Below are 18514 nucleotides of genomic sequence, written 5' to 3' on the forward strand. Positions count from 1 at the left end.
CGCGGCCTCGGCGACGACCGCCGAGCGCATCTCCGACCGGTACGGTGCGACTCCCCGCACGCCGTGCCTGTCGGCACGATCTCCCGTCAGTCGCCGAGGACGACCGTGCGCCGGGCGGAGAAGTCGCCCCACTTCCCGTCCGGCATTTTGGCGCGGATCTTCATCGAGTAGCGGGTCCCGCGGGGGTCACCGACGGTGAGCCGGTAGTTCGCCCGGCCCGTCGGCGGCTTGCCGCCCCACACGATCGTGGTGGTGAGCCGGCCGTCGAGGAAGAGCTGGTACGCGGGGATCTCACCTCCGGTGTCGGGCTGCTTCCAGTCCAGGTCGATCGCGTACTCCTTGCCCTGGGCCCTGGTCGTGATCCGTAGATCGGTGGGGGCGGTACTGGCCGGCGCGCCCGGGGCGGAGGGCGTGGTGAGGTCAAGGGCGTTGCTGTCCGGCGAGGACGTGTCGGCGGCGTCCCGGGCCCGGACCGTGAAGGTGTAGGCGGTGCCCGGGCGCAGTCCGGTCAGACGTGCCGTGGTCCGCGTGCCGGGCACGCTGTGGATGCGGGAGTCCTCCTGGTAGATGTCGTACGAGGTGACGCCCACGTCGTCCGTCGAGCCGCCCCAGGACAGGGTTGCCGCCCGGCTGCCGTCCGCCCTGCCGCGCAGCCCGACCGGGCGGGTCGGCGGCTCGTGGTCGGCGGGTGTCGGCGCGGGTGTGGTGACGGCGACGGCCCGGCTCGGCGCGGAGAGGTTCCCGGCGGCGTCCCGGGCCCGGACGGTGAAGGTGTAGGCGGTGGAGGGGGTCAGCCCGTCGATGTCGATCATCTGCCGGGCCGCCGTGACGGACTTGACCCGCGTGCCCTTGCGGTACACCTGGTAGCCGGTGATCGCCTTGTTGTCGGAGGCCGGGTCCCACATGACGTGGACGGAGGTGGCGCTGCTCGCCTGCGCAGTCACCCCGCCCGGGGCGGTCGGTTTCTGCGTGTCGGCGGCGTCGACGGTGTCGCCGCAAGCGGTGAGCGTGACGAGGAGCAGGGCGGCGGAGGTGGCCAACGCGGCGTGTGCGTGGGGGCGTTGCACGGTTTTGCCTTCCGTCCGGCAGCAATGGTCTGGACCTGTATGCCACGACCGGCGGGTCCCGGACAAGAGCGTGGAGCGGTGCCTTCCGCAATATTCCGGTCTGCGCTGCGGATACGTTGGGCGCAGAGCGATGAGTTCGGACCGCCACGGCGGTCTGATGGATATGGATACACAGAACGGAACGACGCCCACACTCGATCTCGAACCTGCGGCACGGCAGATCGCCGGACTGCTCGACGGCATCGAGGACCGCTCGCTGACCGACCCGACGCCCTGCCCCGACTATGCGGTACGGGAACTGCTCGCCCACCTGGTCGGGCTGACCACGGCCTTCCGCGAAGCGGGCCGCAAGAACCTCGGACCGACGACCGACACCTCTCCGGACGCCGCGCTCCCGGTCCTGCCGGAAGGCTGGCGCGCGACACTGCCGCCCCTGCTGGACGAGCTGGTGGCCGCCTGGCGCGACCCCGCCGCCCGGCAGGGAATGACCAGGGCCGGTGGCGTGGATCTGCCGGGCGAGGTGGCCGCGATGGTCGCTCTGAACGAGCTGGTGATCCACGGCTGGGACCTGGCCCGGTCGACCGGCCAGAAGTACGAGGCGGACGAGGCGAGCCTGCGGGTCTCCCTGGCCCTGATGACGCCGAACGACGACAGCCCTCGGCTGGGACAGCCCTTCGGGCCGCCGGTCCCAGTAGCGGCGGACGCGCCCCTCGTCGACCGGGCGGTCGCGATGAGCGGCCGGCGCCCGGACTGGCAGCCGGGCGACTGACGCGTCCGGCGTCGGCCGGCTCATGGCCCGCTCCCGCCCTCGGCGGATCCGGCGGACGGCTCATGACATCCCTCGACACCACGCCGGCCTGCCGCGCTGCCGCTGGTGCGGCACGCGCGGTCGGTGAGATCAGCGCGGTCGCAGCGTACGCACCGCCTCGCGTGCCCGGTCGCGGAGTCGTTCGTCGGCCGGGGCGATGCCTGATTCAATTCCTGACGCCGTCACCCGCAGGTCCCGCTCGGCGAGTGCGGTCAGCCGGCTCAGGTGGTCGTCGGTGAGTGCGGTCGGGCCGAGGGCGACCAGGGCTTCGATGGCGGTGACCGGTTCGGCGTCCGCCTCCGCGGAGTCCAGGAGCAGGCCGGCCAGCCGCGGGGCGTCGAGGGATTCGGGTGCGATCGCGTGCAGGGCGAGTACCGCGGCCGGGGTCTGTTGCCGGTCCGCCAGCAGGCCCTTCAGTGCGGGGACCAGCGGGCGGGCCGGCTCTCCGATGAGGGCCGCCGCTCGCGCGGCACGGATGAACGTCCAGCGCATCCAGGCCGGTTCGACCGCCGCGAGCACTCCGGCGAGCACGGGCACCGCTTCGTCCGCGTCACCGGTGATCCGCCACAGGGCGGCGGCGATCTCGACATCGCCGTCCAGCTGCGGGACGGTCCGGTTCACTCCGGGAGCGGTGAGCGCGGACCGCAGGGCGGGCACCAGATCGGCTGCCTCCGGGCCCAGCTCACCGGCGATGCCCGCCGCCTCCCGCACGTCGAAACCGCCCGCGGCGAGCTGTACGGCCGTCGCCGCGAGGAGTGGGGCGATGTCGCCGGTCAGTTCGTGCACCGCCCTGGCCGCCGCGAGCCTGCCCGCCTTCGGTCCGGAACGGGCCGCGGCGGTCAGCAGTTCCGCCGTCTTCGCGCGGTGCTCCGGCGGGCACACCGCCGCCAGCGCCTTCGGTACGACCTTCGGGAATCTCGGCAGTGCGGACCGGAGCTCGGGCAGGGCGGAGGACGCCCGGCTCCCCCAGCCGGCGAGCAGGACCGTGAGCCAGATCGGCTCGTTCCCTTCGAGATCGCCGGCTCCGAGGCGGACACGGATCGCGTCCAGCAGTTCGGGGTCGTACGGGAACGAGGGGGCGACCGCCGCTCGGACCGGGAAGCCGCATGCGGCACCGAGCGCTCGCGGGCGCTGCCCCAGGTCGCGGGCGAGGAGCGGCGCGGCCTGCGCGGGTGCGACCGCGACGAGGGCTTCGAGAGCCCGGTCCGCCGGATCACCTTCCCCTGCGGCGAGTCGGGCCAGTACCGGCGCGGCCGTCGCTCCATGGGCGCCCAGCTTCTTGAGGAGCGGGTACGCCGCAGGCACGGCGGCCGGGTCGGTGATCAGTGCGCGCACCGGTGCGGCCAGCCGTTCGGGAGCGCTGCGCGAGAGCCGGCAGGCGGTCTCGGCCGCCCACAGCGCCTCGGTACGGGCGTCGGGCTCGGGGCTGCGCAGTGCGGCGTCGAGCAGGGCGTACGCCGCTTCGCGGTCCGCAGGGGCGTCCCGGAGCAGCAGTGATTCGACCACATATTGCAGCGGTTCGTTGCGCTCCTGGTCGAGGCGGCTTGCGACAAGGCCGTCCGCCGGGAGGAGAGCCAGCATCGCGTCGTGGTGTGCGGGGGTCCAGGGCCGGCCGGCGTCGACACCGGCCAGCAGGGCCGCGATCCTCACCTCGCCCGTCTCGCCCGCCCCCATGGCTTCGGTCGCCTCGGTAGCGCTCCCTGCCGGGTCCAGATGAGCCATGGCACCGAGGAGTTCGGCCCGGACGAGGGGATCCGTCTCCTGCGCCCAGCGCCTCCGGAGCACCGGCAGCACCTGACCGGACGCCCCCGTCATGGCCGCGGTCCACGCGGCGGCCTGCCGCAACCCGGGATTCTCGTCGGCAATCCAGCCCAGGACCAACGGCAGTTGGCCGACGACGGCCGCCCGGCAGGCGGCTTCGTCCGTCTCCCCCCGGTCCTCGCCGCCCTCCGCGATCCCGCCGAGCATCACCAGCAGGTCCTCCGTGCGGTGCCCGGCCTCCGCGAGCCGTGCCAGATACGGCACCGCGCGGGCCGTCGCCTCGTAGACCGATCCCTGATGCAGGATGCTGCCGTACAGCTCGGAGAGCGCCTCGGACGCCTCGTCCTCGTCCCCGGCAAGCGCCCGCAGGCAGTCGGGCACATCGGCGGCGCTTCCGTACGCATGCTGCAGCTCAGCCCAGGGCTGGGCGTCGACCTCGGCGAAGAACAGTGCGAGTTCCATGGAAAAGATCTTTTCACCCGGAACTGACAATGCCCCGGCAGCGGCCGCCCCGGCCGCACGGGTCAGCTGGTGAAGAACTCGGTGATCTGCTGGGCGACCTGGTCGGCGTGGGTCTCGTGGACCCGGTGGCCGCCGCCGAGCGTGATCAGTCGGCAGTCCGGGATCAGGGAGGCCATGTCGGCCAGCCGGCCCTGCGGCATGGTGCTCTCCGGGCCGCCGGCGATCATCAGCGTGGGTGCGACGATCTCGCCGAGACCGTCCGCCCACTGCGGGTCAGGGTCGGCGATCCGGGCCCGGATGGGTGCGACGACGTTCCAGTCGTAGTCGACCGGCCCTTCGGGTTCCGCTGCGGGCCTCGGCTCACTGGGGAACGGCGGCGGGGTCTCCACCAGCACCAGCCGCTCCACCCGGTCCGCGTGCTCCTGGGCCAGCAGGTGGGCGACGACGCCGCCCATGGAGTGGCCCACCAGGCCGACACGGTCGAGCTCGCACTCGTCGAGGAAGCCGAGGACGTCGTCCCGCATCAGCTCGAAGGAGTACTCGTCGGGCCAGTCGCTCTCCCCGTGCCCGCGCAGATCGAGGGCGTACACCCGCCATTCCTCACCCAGCAGGCTCCCGACCGCTTCCCAGCTCGCGGCGGAACCGCCGAGGCCGTGCAACAGCACGACGGGCGAGCCGAACGGGTCGCCCCAGGTCCGGTACGCCAGCCGCACATCACCGACATCCACAACAGACTCATCTTCCATACCCCTGACGCTACAGCCGAATGGATCAAGATCCTCCTCCGCACCTGGCAGGCTGGCAGAGTGAAGTTCGTTCCACGTTCCCGTCTCGCCCCCGCCAGGGCCCTCGTCACGGCTCTTGTGACGGCTCTCGTCGTGCTGTCCGCATGCTTCGCGTCCGGGGCCGGTTCGGGAAGGGGTCCCGTGGGGCCCGGGCTCGACGATCCGGCGAAGAAGGAGATCGCCATGCAGCTGATCTCCAGCGCGGAGAACTCCACACTCGACTGGAAGGCCCAGTACAAGTACATCCAGGACATCGGCGACGGCCGCGGCTACACCGCGGGCATCATCGGATTCTGCTCCGGCACCGGCGACATGCTGAACGTCGTCGAACGGTACGCGGCGACCCGCCCCGGCAATCCGCTGGAACGGTTCCTGCCCGCTCTGCGCGCGGTGCAGGGCAGCGATGCGCACGACGGCCTCGGGCGCCCGTTCACCGACGCATGGGTGGAGGCAGCCGCCGACCCCGCGTTCCGGTCGGCGCAGGACGCCGAACGGGACAGCTCATACTTCGATCCGGCGGTCGGACAGGGAAAGGACGATGGTCTCGGCGCCCTGGGCCAGTTCATCTACTACGACGCCTATGTGATGCACGGGTCCGCCGACTCGAATGGCACGGTCGGCTTCCGTACGATGCGCCGCGAGGCTCTGGCCGCCGCCGAACCGCCGTCCCGGGGCGGCGACGAGGTGACGTATCTGAACGCCTTCCTCGATGCCCGGGTCGCCGCCATCCGCGAGGAACCCTCGCACTCCGACACCAGTCGCGTCGAAACGGAGCAGCGGGTCTTCGTACGCGAGGGCAGACTCCAGCTGGGAACGCCGCTGAAGTGGAAGGTGTACGGCGACAGCTACCGTATCGACGGGCCCTGACCCCGCGATTGGCGGTCTGCACGTCGACGAAGACGGGGTCAAAATCTCAACTGCCGTGCCCAGTAGGGGCATTGGGCCGTGGGCGACCTGCAGGGTGACCCCACGGGCGTATGGATCCACGTGCCTACCCCGACTGCTGACAGCCATCGGCCAGAAGGTGTCCGCCCCTGATCCGCAGGCCGCTCCGTACGGCCCCGCACCGCGCGTCCGGCGCGTGGTGCGGGGCCTTTCCGTAGCCGGAGCCGGACTCAACTCGCTTGCGCCGAAGGAGTGGATGACTCTCACTCCACCACGACTCTCACTCCACTCTGATAGGAAAGCTTCCTAGCGGATCCGGAACGACGAACTCCCTCTGGAGGAATGGTGCCCGCTTCCCATCGGCACGCCGCACGTCGCGACCCTCGCCCCGCACGGCTCGCGCTGGTCGCATTCGGGGTGACCCTCACGGCGTCACCCACCACCGCCAACGCCGGTGCCCCTACACATCCGGCCGTGCGCCAGGAGGTCTCCGCGACCCGGCACAACGCCGGTGTCCCCACGCATCCGCCCGTGCGCCCGGAGGTCTCCGCCACCCGGCAGGCGGCTGCCGCCACCCGGCGGGCGGCTGCCGCCACCGGGCTGGACGATCCGGCGAAGAAGGAGATCGCCATGCAGCTGATCTCCAGCGCGGAGAACTCCACACTCAACTGGAAGGCGCAGTACACGTACATCGAGGACGTCGGCGACGGCTGCGGCTACACCGCGGGCATCATCGGCTTCTGCTCCGGCACCGGCGACATGCTCGACCTCGTCGAGATGTACACCCAGCGCAAGCCGGGCAACGTCCTCGCGAAGTATCTGCCCGCTCTGCGGGAGGTGAACGGCACCGACTCGCACGACGGCCTCGACCCCAACTTCGCCGAGGACTGGGCGACCGCGGCGTCGGACCCGGCGTTCGAGCAGGCGCAGAACGACGAGCGGGACCGGGTCTACTTCAACCCGGCGGTCAGCCGGGGCAAGGCCGACGGCATCGGCACGCTCGGCCAGTTCGCGTACTACGACGCCATCGTCATGCACGGCGACGGCGACGGCGACGACGGCACCAGCTTCAGTGCCATCCGCGAGCGCGCTCTCGCCAAGGCGAAGCCGCCGGCCCAGGGCGGCAACGAGGTCACCTACCTGAATGCCTTCCTGGACGCGCGGGTCTGGGCGATGCAGCAGGTGGAGGCCCACTCGGACACCAGCCGGGTGGACACCGCCCAGCGGGTCTTCCTGAACAACGGGAATCTGAACCTGGATCCGCCGCTCGACTGGAAGGTCTACGGCGACAGCTACCACATCGGCTGAGCCCTGCCGCGATACGCCGGTGGCGCGTACGGCACTCGCCGTACGCGCCACTGCGTCGTACCGGATGCGCTCAGTGCGCGCCCACCGGAGTCGCTGCCGCAGCCTCGGAGGACTCCTCCGCCACCGGTTCCGGCTTCCTGCCCAGGTGGTTGAAGACCAGATTGAGAACGATCGCCACGACGCACCCGGTGGAGATCCCCGAGTCCAGCACGACGAGGAGATCCTTGGGGAACGCGTGGTAGAACTCCGGTGCGGCGATCGGGATGAGGCCGATACCGACGGCGGCCGCCACGATCAGCGCGTTCTCGCCCTTCTCCAGGGCCGCGCCGGCCAGCGTCTGGATGCCGCTCGCGGCGACCGAGCCGAAGAGCACGATGCCCGCACCACCGAGCACCGGCAGCGGCACGAGCGCGATGACGGACGCGCCGACCGGTACCAGGCCGAGCACGATGAGGATGCCACCGCCCGCGGCGACGACGAATCGGCTGCGTACCTTGGTCATCGCCACGAGACCGATGTTCTGCGCGAAGGCGCTGCACATGAAGCCGTTGAAGAGCGGGCTGACGGCGCTGCCCAGGGTGTCGGCGCGCAGACCTCCCTCGATGGTCCGCTCGTCCGCCGGACGGCCGACGATCTTGCCGAGTGCCAGCATGTCCGCGGTGGACTCGGTCATGCAGACCAGCATCACGATGCACATGGAGACGATGGCGGCGATCTCGAACTGCGGCGCCCCGAAGTGGAACGGGGTGGGGAAGCCGATCAGGTCGGCGTCCTTGATCGCGCCGAAGTCGGTGATGCCGACCGGGATCGCGATCAGGGTGCCGGCGACCAGTCCGAGCAGGATCGCGATCTGCTGGAGGAAGCCGCGCAGCAGTTTGCGCAGCACGAGGACGATCACCAGGGTGAGGGCCGCCATGGCGATATTGGTCGTCGACCCGTATCCGTCGGCCGTGGCGTTGCCGCCCTGGGACCAGTTGAAGGCGACCGGCAGCAGGGAGACGCCGATCAGGGTGATGACGGTGCCGGTGACGACGGGCGGGAAGAAGCGGACCAGTTTGCAGAAGTAGGGGGCGAGGACGAAGCCGAGCAGGCCGGCCACGATGATCGCGCCGAAGATGACGGCGATGCCGTCGTGTCCGCGGTCCTTGCCGATCGCGATCATCGGTGTCACACCGGCGAACGAGACGCCGTTGACGAACGGCAGCCGGGCGCCGATGCGCCAGAAGCCGAGGGTCTGGAGCAGGGTGGCGATGCCGGCGGTGAAGAGGCTCGCCCCCATCAGGAAGGCGGTCTCCTTGGGGGTGAGGCCCACCGCGGGTCCCACGATCATGGGCGGGGCCACCACGCCCGCGTACATCGCGGCCACGTGCTGCAGTCCGCTGGTGAACATCTTCAGTGGGGGGAGGGTCTCGTCGACCGGATGGCTGCCGTCGGCGACCTGCGGGTCGTCCCGTATCGGCTCCTGGTCGGGTCCTGCGACTGCGTCGTTGCGAAACCTGGGCTGTGCTGCCACGGCGGTTCCTCCGGTCGGTTACACGTCAAAGCGACGCGGGTGTCTGGGAGGTGGTGCGTTGGTGCAGGTGGGGCAGGTCGTGCAGCTGATGCGGCAGCTTCGGTCACCGGTCCGGCGGGCGCGTACGTCTGCGTACGTGCCCGCCGGACCGGCTGCCGTGGACCCCGCTCGGGCCCACGGCGGCCGGCCAAGGGCCGTCCCCCTTCGGCCGGCGGTTCTCGGGGGCGCCCCGGAGCGTCAGGCTCCGGCGGCGATCTGCGCGAGGCGGCGGGCCTCGTCGCGGGTGGTGCGCGCGATGGCGTCCTCGTCCACCGTGGTCAGGTGGTTGCTCTCGACGACCGTCTTCCCGTCGACGAGGGAGAGGGTGACGGGGGCCGCCGCGCCGAACACGAGCGCGGTGACCGGGTCGGCGATGGAGGAGTGGGCGAGGGTGTCCAGCTTCCAGAGCACCAGGTCGGCGAGCTTGCCGACCTCCAGGGAGCCGATCTGGTCGGCGCGGCCGAGTACCTGGGCGCCGCCGTACGTGCCCAGACGCAAGGCCTGACGGGCATTCAGGGCCCGTTCGCGGTGGGCGCCGAGCCGGTTGATGAGGAGGGCGTTGCGCAGTTCGGTGTGGAGCTCACCGGACTCGTTGGAGGCGGTGCCGTCGACGCCGAGGCCCACCGGGACACCCGCGGCGAGCATGTCGGGGACCCGGGCGATGCCTGCGGCGAGGCGCGCGTTGGAGGACGGGCAGTGCGCGACGCCCGTTCCGGTACGGGCGAAGGCGGCGATGTCGGAGTCGTTCATATGGACGCAGTGCGCCATCCACACGTCGTTGCCGAGCCAGCCCGTCGACTCGAAATAGTCGGTCGGGCCCATCCCGAACAGCTCGTGGCAGAACTTCTCCTCCTCCACGGTCTCCGAGCCGTGGGTGTGCATCCGGACGCCGCGGCGGCGGGCCAACTCGGCTCCCTGCCGAAGCAGTTCGGTGGAGATGGAGAAGGGCGAGCAGGGCGCGACGGCGATCTGGGTCATCGAGTCGAACGATCCGTCGTGGTGCGCGTCGATGGTCGCCTCGGTGGCGGCGAGCGCACCGTCGAGCGTCTCGACGGCGAAGTCCGGCGGGAGTCCGCCGTCCTTCTGGCTGCGGTCCATGGAGCCGCGGGCGAGGGTGAACCGTACGCCCATGTCGCGGGCCGCCCCGATGATGGCGCCGGACAGGTCGCCGGAGCCCTGCGGGTAGACGTAGTGGTGGTCCATGGCGGTGGTGACGCCGCCGCGGACCATCATCGCGAGCGAGCCCTGCGCGGCCGCGCGGACCATCGGCTCGTCGATGCGCGCCCATGTCGGATAGAGCGCGACCAGCCAGTCGAAGAGGTTGTGGTCGGTCGCCAGGCCCCTGGTGATCCACTGGTAGAAGTGGTGGTGGGTGTTGATCAGGCCGGGAGTGACAAGGTGCCCGGCGCCGTCGATGCGTCGTACGACATTCTCCAGACCCTCGGGGGCCCGGCCGGCGCCGACGTGCTCGATGCGGTTGCCCGCGACGACCACATGGCCCGAGGCGTACTCGGTGTCGTCGGCGTCGACGGTCGCGATCGAACAGTTCTCGATGACGATGCGTTCCACACGATCAGGGGCTGCCATGGCGCTTCCTTCTTCTCTCTGCAGGGACGTGGGCACGGCAGGACCCTAGGAGGATTTGAGTGCCACAGCCGTGCGGCCGTGGGTGCCGAGATGATGGAGGAACAGGTTGAGCGGGACGCCGACGAGCGCTCCCGCACCGATCCCGGAGCGCGGCACGGTCCGCGCCCAGGACGGCGATCCGGTGTGGAGGCCGGGCCCGGCGGGCGTCAGCGGGACGGTGGCGGGTCCGGCGGTCAGCAGGCCGGCCGGATGGGCGGAGCTCTCCGGGGGTGCGGTGCGCGGGCCTTCTGCTGCCGGCCCCGTTGCGTGCTGTGCCATGGGGGGTTCCCTCCGGTCCGGCCGGTCCCCGCCCGTCGGCGGACGGGGACCGGCTCGGTGCCGCGTCAGAGGTTGGTCATGTCGACCGGGATCTGCGGCTCGGTGCCGTCGCGCAGCACCGTGGCCTCGATCAGGCCGTACGGGCGGTCCGCGGCGAAGTAGACCTCGTTGTCGTTCTTGAGGCCGAACGGTTCCAGGTCCACCAGGAAGTGGTGCTTGTTCGGCAGCGAGAAGCGGATCTCGTCCACCTCGCTGCGACTGTTGATGATGCGCGAACCCATCTGGTACAGGGTCTGCTGCAGCGAGAGGGAGTACGTCTCGGCGAAGGCCTGGAGCATGTGCTTGCGCGTCTGCTCGTAGGACTTCTCCCAGTTCGGCATGCGCGCGTCGTCGCTGGTCCAGTTGTACCGCCACTTGGCGGACACCTCGGTCGCGAGGATGCGGTCGTACGCCTCCTTGAGCGTCGTGTACTTGTCCTTGACGTAACCCCAGAACTCGGAGCTGGTGGAGTTCATCACCACGAGGTCCTTGAGGCCCGAGATGACCTGCCACTTCTCGCCGTCGAAGGTGATCTGCGTGGTGCGCGTCTCCTGGCCCTTGCGGACGAAGGAGTGCTTGACCTCGTCGGCACCGATGAACTGCGAGTTGCCGTCGGAGGTGGCGATGCGCTCCCAGGCGTACTCCTCGATCCGGATCCGCGCCGTCTTGATCGGCTCCTGCGACGTCACGAAGTGACGGGCGAGGTGGATGCCGAACTGCTCGGCGGACTCGATGCCGTGCTCCTTGGCGAACGCGTACACCGTGTTCTTGGTGGTGTCGGTCGGCAGGACGTTGGCGTTGGAGCCGGAGTAGTGGACGTCGTCCATGTCGCCGGAGAGAGCGACTGAGACGTTCAGGTCCTTGATGTGGTGGGTGTCGCCGTCCCGCGTGATCCTGACGACGCGGTTCTCTGCTTTGCCGTACTGGTTCTGGCCGAGAATCGTGGGCATGTCGGTGCTAGCTCCCTCGGTAAACGGAGTAGCCGAACGGGTTGAGCAGCAGCGGTACGTGATAGTGCTCGCCCGGTACGACGGCGAAGGTGATCGCCACCTCCGGGAAGAACGCACCGCTGTCCCTTACGCGGGGGGCGTCCTGCTGCGCCTCGGCTTGCTTCTTGGAACTGTGCTCATCGGAGAAGTACGTCTCGGTGTCGAAGTCGAGCCGTACGTGGGTGGTGCCCTCCGGCGGCGCCGGCAGGTCCTTGCATCGCCCGTCCGCATCGGTCACGGAGCCGCCGAGCGTCACCCACTGCGCGTCGCTGCCGCTGCGGACGGCGAGCGAGACGGGGACGGCCTCGGCGGGGCGGCCGATGCTGGTGTCCAGGATGTGTGTGGACACCGATGCGGTGGTGTCGGTGCGCAAGACCGTCACTCTCCTTCTGTTACGAGACGGGTCAGCCGGATGCGGTTGATCTTGCCCAGCTCGGTGCGCACGATCTCGCGCTCCTGCTCGGGCGAGTTCCCGATCCGGGACTTCACCGCGTCGCGCATCTGCTCACCGGTGGCGCCGGTGGCGCAGATCAGGAAGACATGTCCGAACCGCTCCTGGTAGGCCAGGTTCAGTTCGAGCATCTCGGCCTTGAGCTCCTCGGTGGCACCGGCCATCCCCCGCTGTTCGCGTGAGGAGGTGGGGTCCCCGGGCTTCGGGCGGCCGATCGGGGGGTGTCCGGCCATCGCGTCGGCGAGATCGTCCTCGGTCAGCTCCGCCGTGGCGGCGTCACTGGCGGAGAGAAGGGCTTCTGCGGTGGCGTACGGGCGCCGGGAGAGGATCGCTCTTCCCCATGCCCCGCTGGCACACACCTCGTGCAACGCGGTGATGGCCTCGTCGTCCGCCAGGATGTTGAACCGGGCGAGGCCCGGTGTGGAGCTCGAAGTCACGGGAGCCTCCGTGGCTGTTCTTCGCTGTGCGTTGGTCGGGCTGCGGATAGCTAACGCCCTCCGCAACACCACGTCAACACTTTGTTGAAATTACCCGAACAGAAAAGGCCGTCGCCGGGCGATCCGGACAACGGCCTTCCATGGCGCTTGCGCACCTCTTCACTCAACTAGTCACCTTTGGCGGCGTTCTCCCGGTTGAGATAGTTGTAGACGGTGAAGCGGCTGACCCCCAGGGCCCCGGCCACCGTCTCCACCCCGTGTCGCACGGAGAAGGCACCGCGCGCCTCCAGGGTCCGTACGACCGCCTGTTTCGACTTCCGGTCCAGGTCGGCGAGCGGCATCCCGTGCCGTCGCTCCATGGCGGCCAGGATGTGGTCGAGCGAGTCCGACAGCTGCGGCAGCCGTACGGCTATGACGTCCTCACCCTCCCAGGCCAGCACCACGTCGTCGGCCTGTGCCTGCTCCGGCCCGACCAGCTCGGCGCCCATGGCGTCGACGAGCGGCTTGACCGCGGCGACGAGGGGGTGGTCCGCGGGTTCGGTCACTTCGAGTCCTCCCCGACGACGTTGACCTGGAGCGATATCCGGGTGGCACCCGACTCCAGAGCCTTGCGCAGCAGGGAGTCCACCGCGGTGAGCACCGCGTCCGCGCCGCCCTCCGCCGTATTGCCGAAGGGGCCGACGTCCACGGCGTCCAGTTCGGCCGACTGGATGACCTCGCGGGCCACCACCGCATGCGCGGGTGCCTCGTCGAGATCGAACGGCTCGGTGGTGAACTCCACTCTCAAGCGCACTGTGCCTCCCTCGTGTGCTCGCCGTGCGCCCAGGGGCCCGCGGCTCGGCCCCGACCCTAACGGACCGTCGCCGGGCCCGGCAGCGGGAGCGGCAGCACACAGGCGGCCATCGGGGCTGCGAACGGGGTTCCGGTGCGGCGCAGGCCGCCGTCCGCCCGGTCGACGTCGAAGACCGTCACCGTGCCGGACCGCTGATTGGCGGCGAAGAGCAGCGCCCCGTCCGGCGAGAAGGCGATCTGCCGGGGGAAGTCACCGCCCACCGGCACCGTGCCGATCAGCCGCAGCGCGGCCCCGCCCGCCTCGACGGCGTAACGGGTCAGGCTGTTGTGGCCGCGGTTGGCGAGATAGGCGAAGCGTCCGTCGCCGGTGACCAGGAGCTGGGCGGGATAGCTGGTGCCGGGGCCGGTTCCGGTGGACTGCCCGGACCCCGGGGTCACGACGCCGGTGGCGGGGTCGTAACGGCAGACGACGACGGTGTTGTCGACCTCGCAGGCGAGGTAGGCGAAGCGGCCGCTCGGGTGGAAGGTGAGGTGGCGCGGGCCGGCGCCCGGCCGCAGCGTGGCACAGGAGAGCTGACGGAGCGTGCCCCGGCGCGTGTCGAGCCGGTACGTGTAGACGGTGTCGTTGCCCAGGTCGACGGCGAGGACATGGCCGCCGTCGGGGGCGGTGACGATCTGGTGGGCGTGCGGCCCGTCCTGGCCGGGGCCGGGGGCCGGGGCCGTATGGACGACCAGGTCGGTGCGCTCCCCCAGCGAACCGTCGGCTGCGATCGGGTGCACGGCGACGCTGCCCGAGGTGTAGTTGGCGCTCAGCAGCCACCGGCCGCGCGGGTGGACCGAGAGATGGCAGGGGCCGGCGCCGCCGGTGGAGCGGGTGCCGAGCACCCGGAACGTTCCGTCCGGGGCGAGGGCCACGGCCGTCACACCGCCTTGTTCCTGCTCGTCGACGGCGTACAGCGTGGTGCCCGAGGGGTGCAGGGCGAGGTAGGAGGGGTTGTCGACGCCGGTGATCGTCGTGCGCCCGGTGATCGTCCCGGTCGCCGGGGCGTACCCGGCGACCCCGATCCCCGTACCCCCTCCGGCGGTCGAGGTGTACGTCCCCAGGAAGAGCGTCCCGGTCCTTCGGTCGCGGGCGGCCGGTGCGTCCGGCCCGGCCGTCGGGCCGGACGGCGCGGGCGGAGCAGGCGAGAAGGAGACTGCGGCGCCCGCCAGGAGCGCTCCGAGAAGCATGCGTCGGCTGGTGCGGGGCGTCATGCGCGGCACCTCGGGGTCGGCTGCGTCGGACATGTCAGCCACACTCTCCCGCCCCGACCGAAGCCGCAAGTGGCGCAATTTCGGTTGCATTCTCTGCAACCACCATGCACGGGGCCGCGCGCGCCGGTCCCGGCGGCCCGGTGTGCGGACCCCCTCTTGACAGCTCTCCCGTCAGCCATGCAATCTTCCGTTTAGCAGAAACTAACTTCCGCGATACGGAAGGAGCGCCTGACCCCATGGGACACCCGGACCAGCGCTTCGATGTGAACCTTTCGATCCTCTTCACGGAACTCCCGCTCCTGGAGCGCCCCGCGGCGGCCGCCGCCGCGGGCTTCACGGCGGTCGAGCTGTGGTGGCCCTGGATCGAGACCCCAGCCCCGCCGCAGACCGAACTCGACGCTCTCAAGAAGGCGCTCGACGACGCGGGAACCCAGCTGGTGGGGCTGAACTTCTACGCCGGACAGCTCCCCGGCCCCGACCGCGGTGCGCTCTCCGTACCCGGCGCGGAGTCGGACCGGTTCCGCACCAATATCGATGTGGCGGCCGGCTTCGCCGCCTCGGTCGGCTGCAAGGCGCTCAACGCGCTCTACGGCAACCGCGTCGACGGCGTGGACCCGGCCGTGCAGGACGAACTCGCCCTGGAGAACCTGGTCCTGGCCGCCCGCGCGGCCGACCGGATCGGGGCGGTCCTGCTGATCGAGACCCTGAACAAGCCGGAGTCACCGCGTTATCCGCTGGTGAGCGCACCGGCCGGGATCGAGGTCGTCGACAAGGTCAACGCCGCGACGGGCCTCGGCAACGCCAGGTTCCTGCTGGACCTGTACCACCTGTCGATGAACGGCGAGGACCTCAGCCAGGTGATCGCCGCGTACGCCGGGAAGACCGGCCACGTCCAGATCGCGGACAACCCGGGGCGCGGCGCGCCCGGCACCGGCTCGCTGCCGCTCGAGCAGCTCCTCGACGAGCTGACGAAGGCCGGTTACGACGGCTGGGTCGGCCTGGAGTACAAGCCGGGCGACCGACCGAGCTCCGAGTCCTTCGACTGGCTTCCCGCCGAGGCGCGCGCGGCCCGCTGAGGGCGTCGGTCCGACCCTCGTACACACGTTATTCAGGAAGGCACCCTCATGAGCAACAACCTCCCCAAGGTTGCGTGGATCGGACTCGGCATCATGGGCTCCCCCATGTCCGAGAACCTGATCAAGGCCGGTTACGACGTCACCGGTTACACCCTGGAGCAGGACAAGATCGACCGGCTGGTCGCCGCCGGCGGGAACGGCGCGGGCTCGATCGCCGAGGCGGTCCGGGACGCCGATGTCGTGATCACGATGGTGCCGGCCTCCCCGCAGGTCGAGGCCATTGCGTACGGCCCCGACGGCATCCTGGAGAACGCGAGGTCCGGGGCCCTGCTCATCGACATGTCCTCGATCACCCCGCAGACCTCCGTGGACCTCGCGAAGAACGCCAAGGACCGGGGCATCCGCGTACTGGACGCCCCTGTGTCGGGCGGCGAGGCCGGTGCGATCGAAGCGGTGCTGTCGATCATGGTCGGCGGCGAGCAGGCCGACTTCGACGCCGCGCAGCCGATTCTCCAGGCACTCGGCAGGACCATCGTGCTCTGCGGCCCGCACGGCTCCGGTCAGACGGTGAAGGCCGCCAACCAGCTGATCGTCGCGGTCAACATCCAGGCCTGCGCCGAGGCCGTCGTCTTCCTGGAGAAGTCCGGGGTGGACCTCTCCGCCGCACTCGACGTGCTGAACGGCGGGCTGGCCGGCTCGACCGTACTGACCCGCAAGAAGGACAACTTCCTCAAGCGGGACTTCGCGCCGGGCTTCCGGATCGATCTGCACCACAAGGACATGGGCATCGTCACCGACGCCGCCCGTAATGTCGGTGCCGCTCTGCCCGTCGGCGCCGTGGTCGCACAACTCGTCGCCTCGCTGCGCGCGCAGGGCGACGGCGGCCTGGACCACTCGGCGCTGCTGCGCGCGGTCGAGCGCCTCTCGGGTCAGCCCGTCCAGGCCTGACCGGCCTGCCCCCAGACTTCCGGATGGTGTCGGCGCCGACACCTGTCCTGTCGCGCCCAGGCGTCGGCACCATCCGGAACACCCCACTCTCAATTTCAACAAACTGTTGACGTTCGGTTCGGAGCGTACTTACGCTCCTGGAGCCCCCAGGGCGTCGCAGTTCAGCAACTCCCGTACGGAAGGTCGCCCCGACACCATGACGCAGCGTGTGCTTACGACCGAGTCAGGCGCCCCGGTCGCCGACAACCAGAACTCCGCCACCGCCGGCGTCGGTGGCCCGATCCTCCTCCAGGACCAGCACCTGCTGGAGAAGCTCGCACGCTTCAACCGGGAGCGCATCCCGGAGCGCGTGGTCCACGCCCGCGGCTCCGGCGCGTACGGCTACTTCGAGGTCACCGACGACGTCACCGGCTTCACCCGTGCGGACTTCCTCTCCGCCGTCGGCAAGCGCACCGATACGTTCATCCGGTTCTCGACGGTCGCCGACTCGCTCGGCGGCGCCGACGCCGTACGCGATCCACGCGGCTTCGCCCTCAAGTTCTACACGGACGAAGGCAATTACGACCTGGTCGGCAACAACACCCCGGTGTTCTTCATCAAGGACCCGATCAAGTTCCCCGACTTCATCCACTCGCAGAAGCGCGACCCGTTCACGGGCCGTCAGGAGCCGGACAACGTCTGGGACTTCTGGGCGCACGCCCCGGAGGCGACCCACCAGGTGACCTGGCTGATGGGCGACCGCGGCATCCCCGCCTCGTACCGTCACATGAACGGCTACGGCTCGCACACCTACCAGTGGACGAACGCCGAGGGCGAGGCCTTCTTCGTCAAGTACCACTTCAAGACGAACCAGGGTGTGCGCTCCCTCTCCGGCGAACAGGCCGCCGAACTCGCGGGCAGGGACGGCAACTCGCACCAGACGGACCTGCTGCAGGCCATCGAGCGGGGCGTGAACCCGTCGTGGACCCTGTACGTGCAGGTCATGCCGGCCGCCGAGGCCGCAGACTACCGCTTCAACCCGTTCGACCTCACCAAGGTGTGGCCGCACAGCGACTACCCGCTGCAGCGGGTGGGCCGGCTGGTCCTGGACCGCAACCCGGACAATGTGTTCGCCGAGGTCGAGCAGGCCGCCTTCTCCCCGAACAACTTCGTGCCCGGCATCGGCCCGTCCCCGGACAAGATGCTGCAGGGCCGCCTGTTCGCCTACGCCGACGCGCACCGCTACCGGCTCGGCGTCAACCACACCCAGCTCCCGGTGAACGCGCCGCGGACCGCCGTCGTCGACAACTACGGCCGCGACGGTCTGCACGCCACCCGCAACGGTGCGCGGCACGACAAGAACTACGAGCCCAACTCGTACGCGGGCCCCGCCCAGACCGACGCGGCGCTCTCCGCCCCGCTCGCCGTCCACGGCTGGACCGGCAGCCACGCGGCGCCCGCCCAAACCAAGGACGACGACTTCTTCCAGGCGGGCGAGCTCTACCGGCTGATGTCCGAGGACGAGAAGGGCCGCCTGGTCGCCAACATCGCCGGAGGCCTCTCCCAGGTCACACGCGACGACGTGATCGAGAAGAACCTCGCTCACTTCCACGCCGCGGACGCCGAGTACGGCAAGCGCGTCGAGGAAGCGGTCCGCGCCCTGCGCGAGGACTAGAACGACAAGACCGCGCAAGGGATATGACGGGAGGTCATTTCCCTTGCGCTGTCCGTCCGGCCGGCCCTGAGGGGTGCCCGGCGGGACGGACGTGACCGAGGACCGCGGCGGCGTGCGAGCCAGTGCGGTGGTGAAGGCAGCCGGCGGCCGCTCTCGACCTGAGAGAGCGGACCCGGCCGCCATTGCCCGTCGCCGCGGTCCCGGCACAACCTGCACACAGGACTCCGCCCGGCGGCGCGAACGAAACGGTCGCGCCGGCCTCTCGCCGTCGGGCGGTCACCACCCTCACGGAAGGGCGGGGAGTACGGACGGCCCCGCGCTCCCCGCCCTTCCCGCGTGCT

Annotated in this window: 17 protein-coding genes and 1 pseudogene; 6 read left to right on the top strand and 12 right to left on the bottom strand. The window is 70.4% G+C overall.

The window, feature by feature from the left end; all coding sequences use genetic code 11:
• Positions 1 to 86: 86 nt before the first annotated feature.
• Positions 87 to 1067 (bottom strand): fibronectin type III domain-containing protein, encoded by a 981-nt coding sequence (locus OHA88_RS13330; RefSeq protein WP_328625683.1) that lies wholly within the window; start codon positions 1065 to 1067, stop codon positions 87 to 89.
• A 163-nt stretch (positions 1068 to 1230) separates the two neighbouring features.
• Between OHA88_RS13330 and OHA88_RS13335 the strand changes: the two genes are divergently transcribed.
• Positions 1231 to 1836 carry a TIGR03086 family metal-binding protein gene (locus tag OHA88_RS13335; RefSeq protein WP_328625684.1) on the top strand — a complete coding sequence of 202 codons (606 nt, stop codon included), beginning with the start codon at positions 1231 to 1233 and terminating at the stop codon, positions 1834 to 1836.
• Between the two features lie 129 nt (positions 1837 to 1965).
• Here the strand turns inward: OHA88_RS13335 and OHA88_RS13340 are convergent, their stop codons facing one another.
• Entirely contained in the window at positions 1966 to 4098 is a 2133-nt protein-coding gene (locus tag OHA88_RS13340) for a hypothetical protein (RefSeq protein WP_328625685.1), read from the bottom strand.
• A gap of 62 nt (positions 4099 to 4160) precedes the next feature.
• Complete coding sequence (locus OHA88_RS13345; RefSeq protein WP_328625686.1) at positions 4161 to 4844, bottom strand: alpha/beta fold hydrolase; 684 nt, start codon at positions 4842 to 4844, stop codon at positions 4161 to 4163.
• A gap of 60 nt (positions 4845 to 4904) precedes the next feature.
• On the opposite strand from OHA88_RS13345, the gene OHA88_RS13350 reads away from it, so the two are divergent.
• Entirely contained in the window at positions 4905 to 5750 is an 846-nt protein-coding gene (locus tag OHA88_RS13350; protein ID WP_443044220.1) for a chitosanase, read from the top strand.
• A 360-nt stretch (positions 5751 to 6110) separates the two neighbouring features.
• A complete protein-coding gene (locus OHA88_RS13355; RefSeq protein WP_443044221.1) occupies positions 6111 to 7076 on the top strand; it encodes a chitosanase in 966 nt (321 codons plus the stop codon).
• Between the two features lie 70 nt (positions 7077 to 7146).
• Here the strand turns inward: OHA88_RS13355 and OHA88_RS13360 are convergent, their stop codons facing one another.
• The 9 genes and pseudogenes from OHA88_RS13360 to OHA88_RS13400 form a co-directional block, all read right to left on the bottom strand.
• Positions 7147 to 8589, bottom strand: a complete 1443-nt coding sequence (locus OHA88_RS13360; protein ID WP_443044223.1) for a nucleobase:cation symporter-2 family protein — start codon at positions 8587 to 8589, stop codon at positions 7147 to 7149.
• Positions 8590 to 8826: 237 nt separating this feature from the next.
• Complete coding sequence (locus OHA88_RS13365) at positions 8827 to 10215, bottom strand: 8-oxoguanine deaminase (protein WP_326606406.1); 1389 nt, start codon at positions 10213 to 10215, stop codon at positions 8827 to 8829.
• 45 nt (positions 10216 to 10260) lie between these two features.
• Positions 10261 to 10395 (bottom strand): annotated as a pseudogene (locus OHA88_RS13370) (purine permease); the annotation flags it as partial.
• Between the two features lie 203 nt (positions 10396 to 10598).
• A complete protein-coding gene (gene pucL, locus OHA88_RS13375) occupies positions 10599 to 11522 on the bottom strand; it encodes a factor-independent urate hydroxylase (RefSeq protein ID WP_030978156.1) in 924 nt (307 codons plus the stop codon).
• A gap of 7 nt (positions 11523 to 11529) precedes the next feature.
• Positions 11530 to 11934, bottom strand: a complete 405-nt coding sequence (uraH, locus tag OHA88_RS13380; protein WP_328625688.1) for a hydroxyisourate hydrolase — start codon at positions 11932 to 11934, stop codon at positions 11530 to 11532.
• Between the two features lie 5 nt (positions 11935 to 11939).
• Positions 11940 to 12449 carry a 2-oxo-4-hydroxy-4-carboxy-5-ureidoimidazoline decarboxylase gene (gene uraD, locus OHA88_RS13385; RefSeq protein ID WP_328625689.1) on the bottom strand — a complete coding sequence of 170 codons (510 nt, stop codon included), beginning with the start codon at positions 12447 to 12449 and terminating at the stop codon, positions 11940 to 11942.
• 167 nt (positions 12450 to 12616) lie between these two features.
• Positions 12617 to 12937 carry a helix-turn-helix domain-containing protein gene (locus tag OHA88_RS13390; RefSeq protein ID WP_328629678.1) on the bottom strand — a complete coding sequence of 107 codons (321 nt, stop codon included), beginning with the start codon at positions 12935 to 12937 and terminating at the stop codon, positions 12617 to 12619.
• 53 nt (positions 12938 to 12990) lie between these two features.
• The gene (locus OHA88_RS13395; protein WP_326606402.1) at positions 12991 to 13242 is read right to left on the bottom strand and encodes a hypothetical protein; all 252 of its coding nucleotides are present in this window, start codon (positions 13240 to 13242) and stop codon (positions 12991 to 12993) included.
• 56 nt (positions 13243 to 13298) lie between these two features.
• Complete coding sequence (locus OHA88_RS13400; protein WP_328629679.1) at positions 13299 to 14495, bottom strand: lactonase family protein; 1197 nt, start codon at positions 14493 to 14495, stop codon at positions 13299 to 13301.
• Positions 14496 to 14731: 236 nt separating this feature from the next.
• Here OHA88_RS13400 and OHA88_RS13405 point away from each other — a divergent pair, with 236 nt between their 5' ends.
• The 3 genes from OHA88_RS13405 to OHA88_RS13415 all read left to right on the top strand — a co-directional run bounded on the left by OHA88_RS13405 (position 14732) and on the right by OHA88_RS13415 (position 18173).
• A complete protein-coding gene (locus OHA88_RS13405) occupies positions 14732 to 15571 on the top strand; it encodes a TIM barrel protein (protein ID WP_328625690.1) in 840 nt (279 codons plus the stop codon).
• Positions 15572 to 15619: 48 nt separating this feature from the next.
• A complete protein-coding gene (locus OHA88_RS13410) occupies positions 15620 to 16519 on the top strand; it encodes a 2-hydroxy-3-oxopropionate reductase (protein ID WP_267000385.1) in 900 nt (299 codons plus the stop codon).
• 196 nt (positions 16520 to 16715) lie between these two features.
• Positions 16716 to 18173, top strand: a complete 1458-nt coding sequence (locus tag OHA88_RS13415; RefSeq protein ID WP_328625691.1) for a catalase — start codon at positions 16716 to 16718, stop codon at positions 18171 to 18173.
• Positions 18174 to 18514 lie beyond the last annotated feature (341 nt).

Source organism: Streptomyces sp. NBC_00353 (genome assembly GCF_036108815.1).
Taxonomy (GTDB): domain Bacteria; phylum Actinomycetota; class Actinomycetes; order Streptomycetales; family Streptomycetaceae; genus Streptomyces.

Coding starts and splice junctions, on each gene's coding strand:
- OHA88_RS13335 (WP_328625684.1), top strand. CDS start 1,231: ATGGATACACAGAACGGAACGACGCCCACACTCGATCTCGAACCTGCG.
- OHA88_RS13340 (WP_328625685.1), bottom strand. CDS start 4,098: ATGGAACTCGCACTGTTCTTCGCCGAGGTCGACGCCCAGCCCTGGGCT.
- OHA88_RS13345 (WP_328625686.1), bottom strand. CDS start 4,844: ATGGAAGATGAGTCTGTTGTGGATGTCGGTGATGTGCGGCTGGCGTAC.
- OHA88_RS13355 (WP_443044221.1), top strand. CDS start 6,111: ATGGTGCCCGCTTCCCATCGGCACGCCGCACGTCGCGACCCTCGCCCC.
- OHA88_RS13365 (WP_326606406.1), bottom strand. CDS start 10,215: ATGGCAGCCCCTGATCGTGTGGAACGCATCGTCATCGAGAACTGTTCG.
- pucL (WP_030978156.1), bottom strand. CDS start 11,522: ATGCCCACGATTCTCGGCCAGAACCAGTACGGCAAAGCAGAGAACCGC.
- OHA88_RS13390 (WP_328629678.1), bottom strand. CDS start 12,937: ATGGGCGCCGAGCTGGTCGGGCCGGAGCAGGCACAGGCCGACGACGTG.
- OHA88_RS13400 (WP_328629679.1), bottom strand. CDS start 14,495: ATGACGCCCCGCACCAGCCGACGCATGCTTCTCGGAGCGCTCCTGGCG.
- OHA88_RS13405 (WP_328625690.1), top strand. CDS start 14,732: ATGGGACACCCGGACCAGCGCTTCGATGTGAACCTTTCGATCCTCTTC.
- OHA88_RS13410 (WP_267000385.1), top strand. CDS start 15,620: ATGAGCAACAACCTCCCCAAGGTTGCGTGGATCGGACTCGGCATCATG.
- OHA88_RS13415 (WP_328625691.1), top strand. CDS start 16,716: ATGACGCAGCGTGTGCTTACGACCGAGTCAGGCGCCCCGGTCGCCGAC.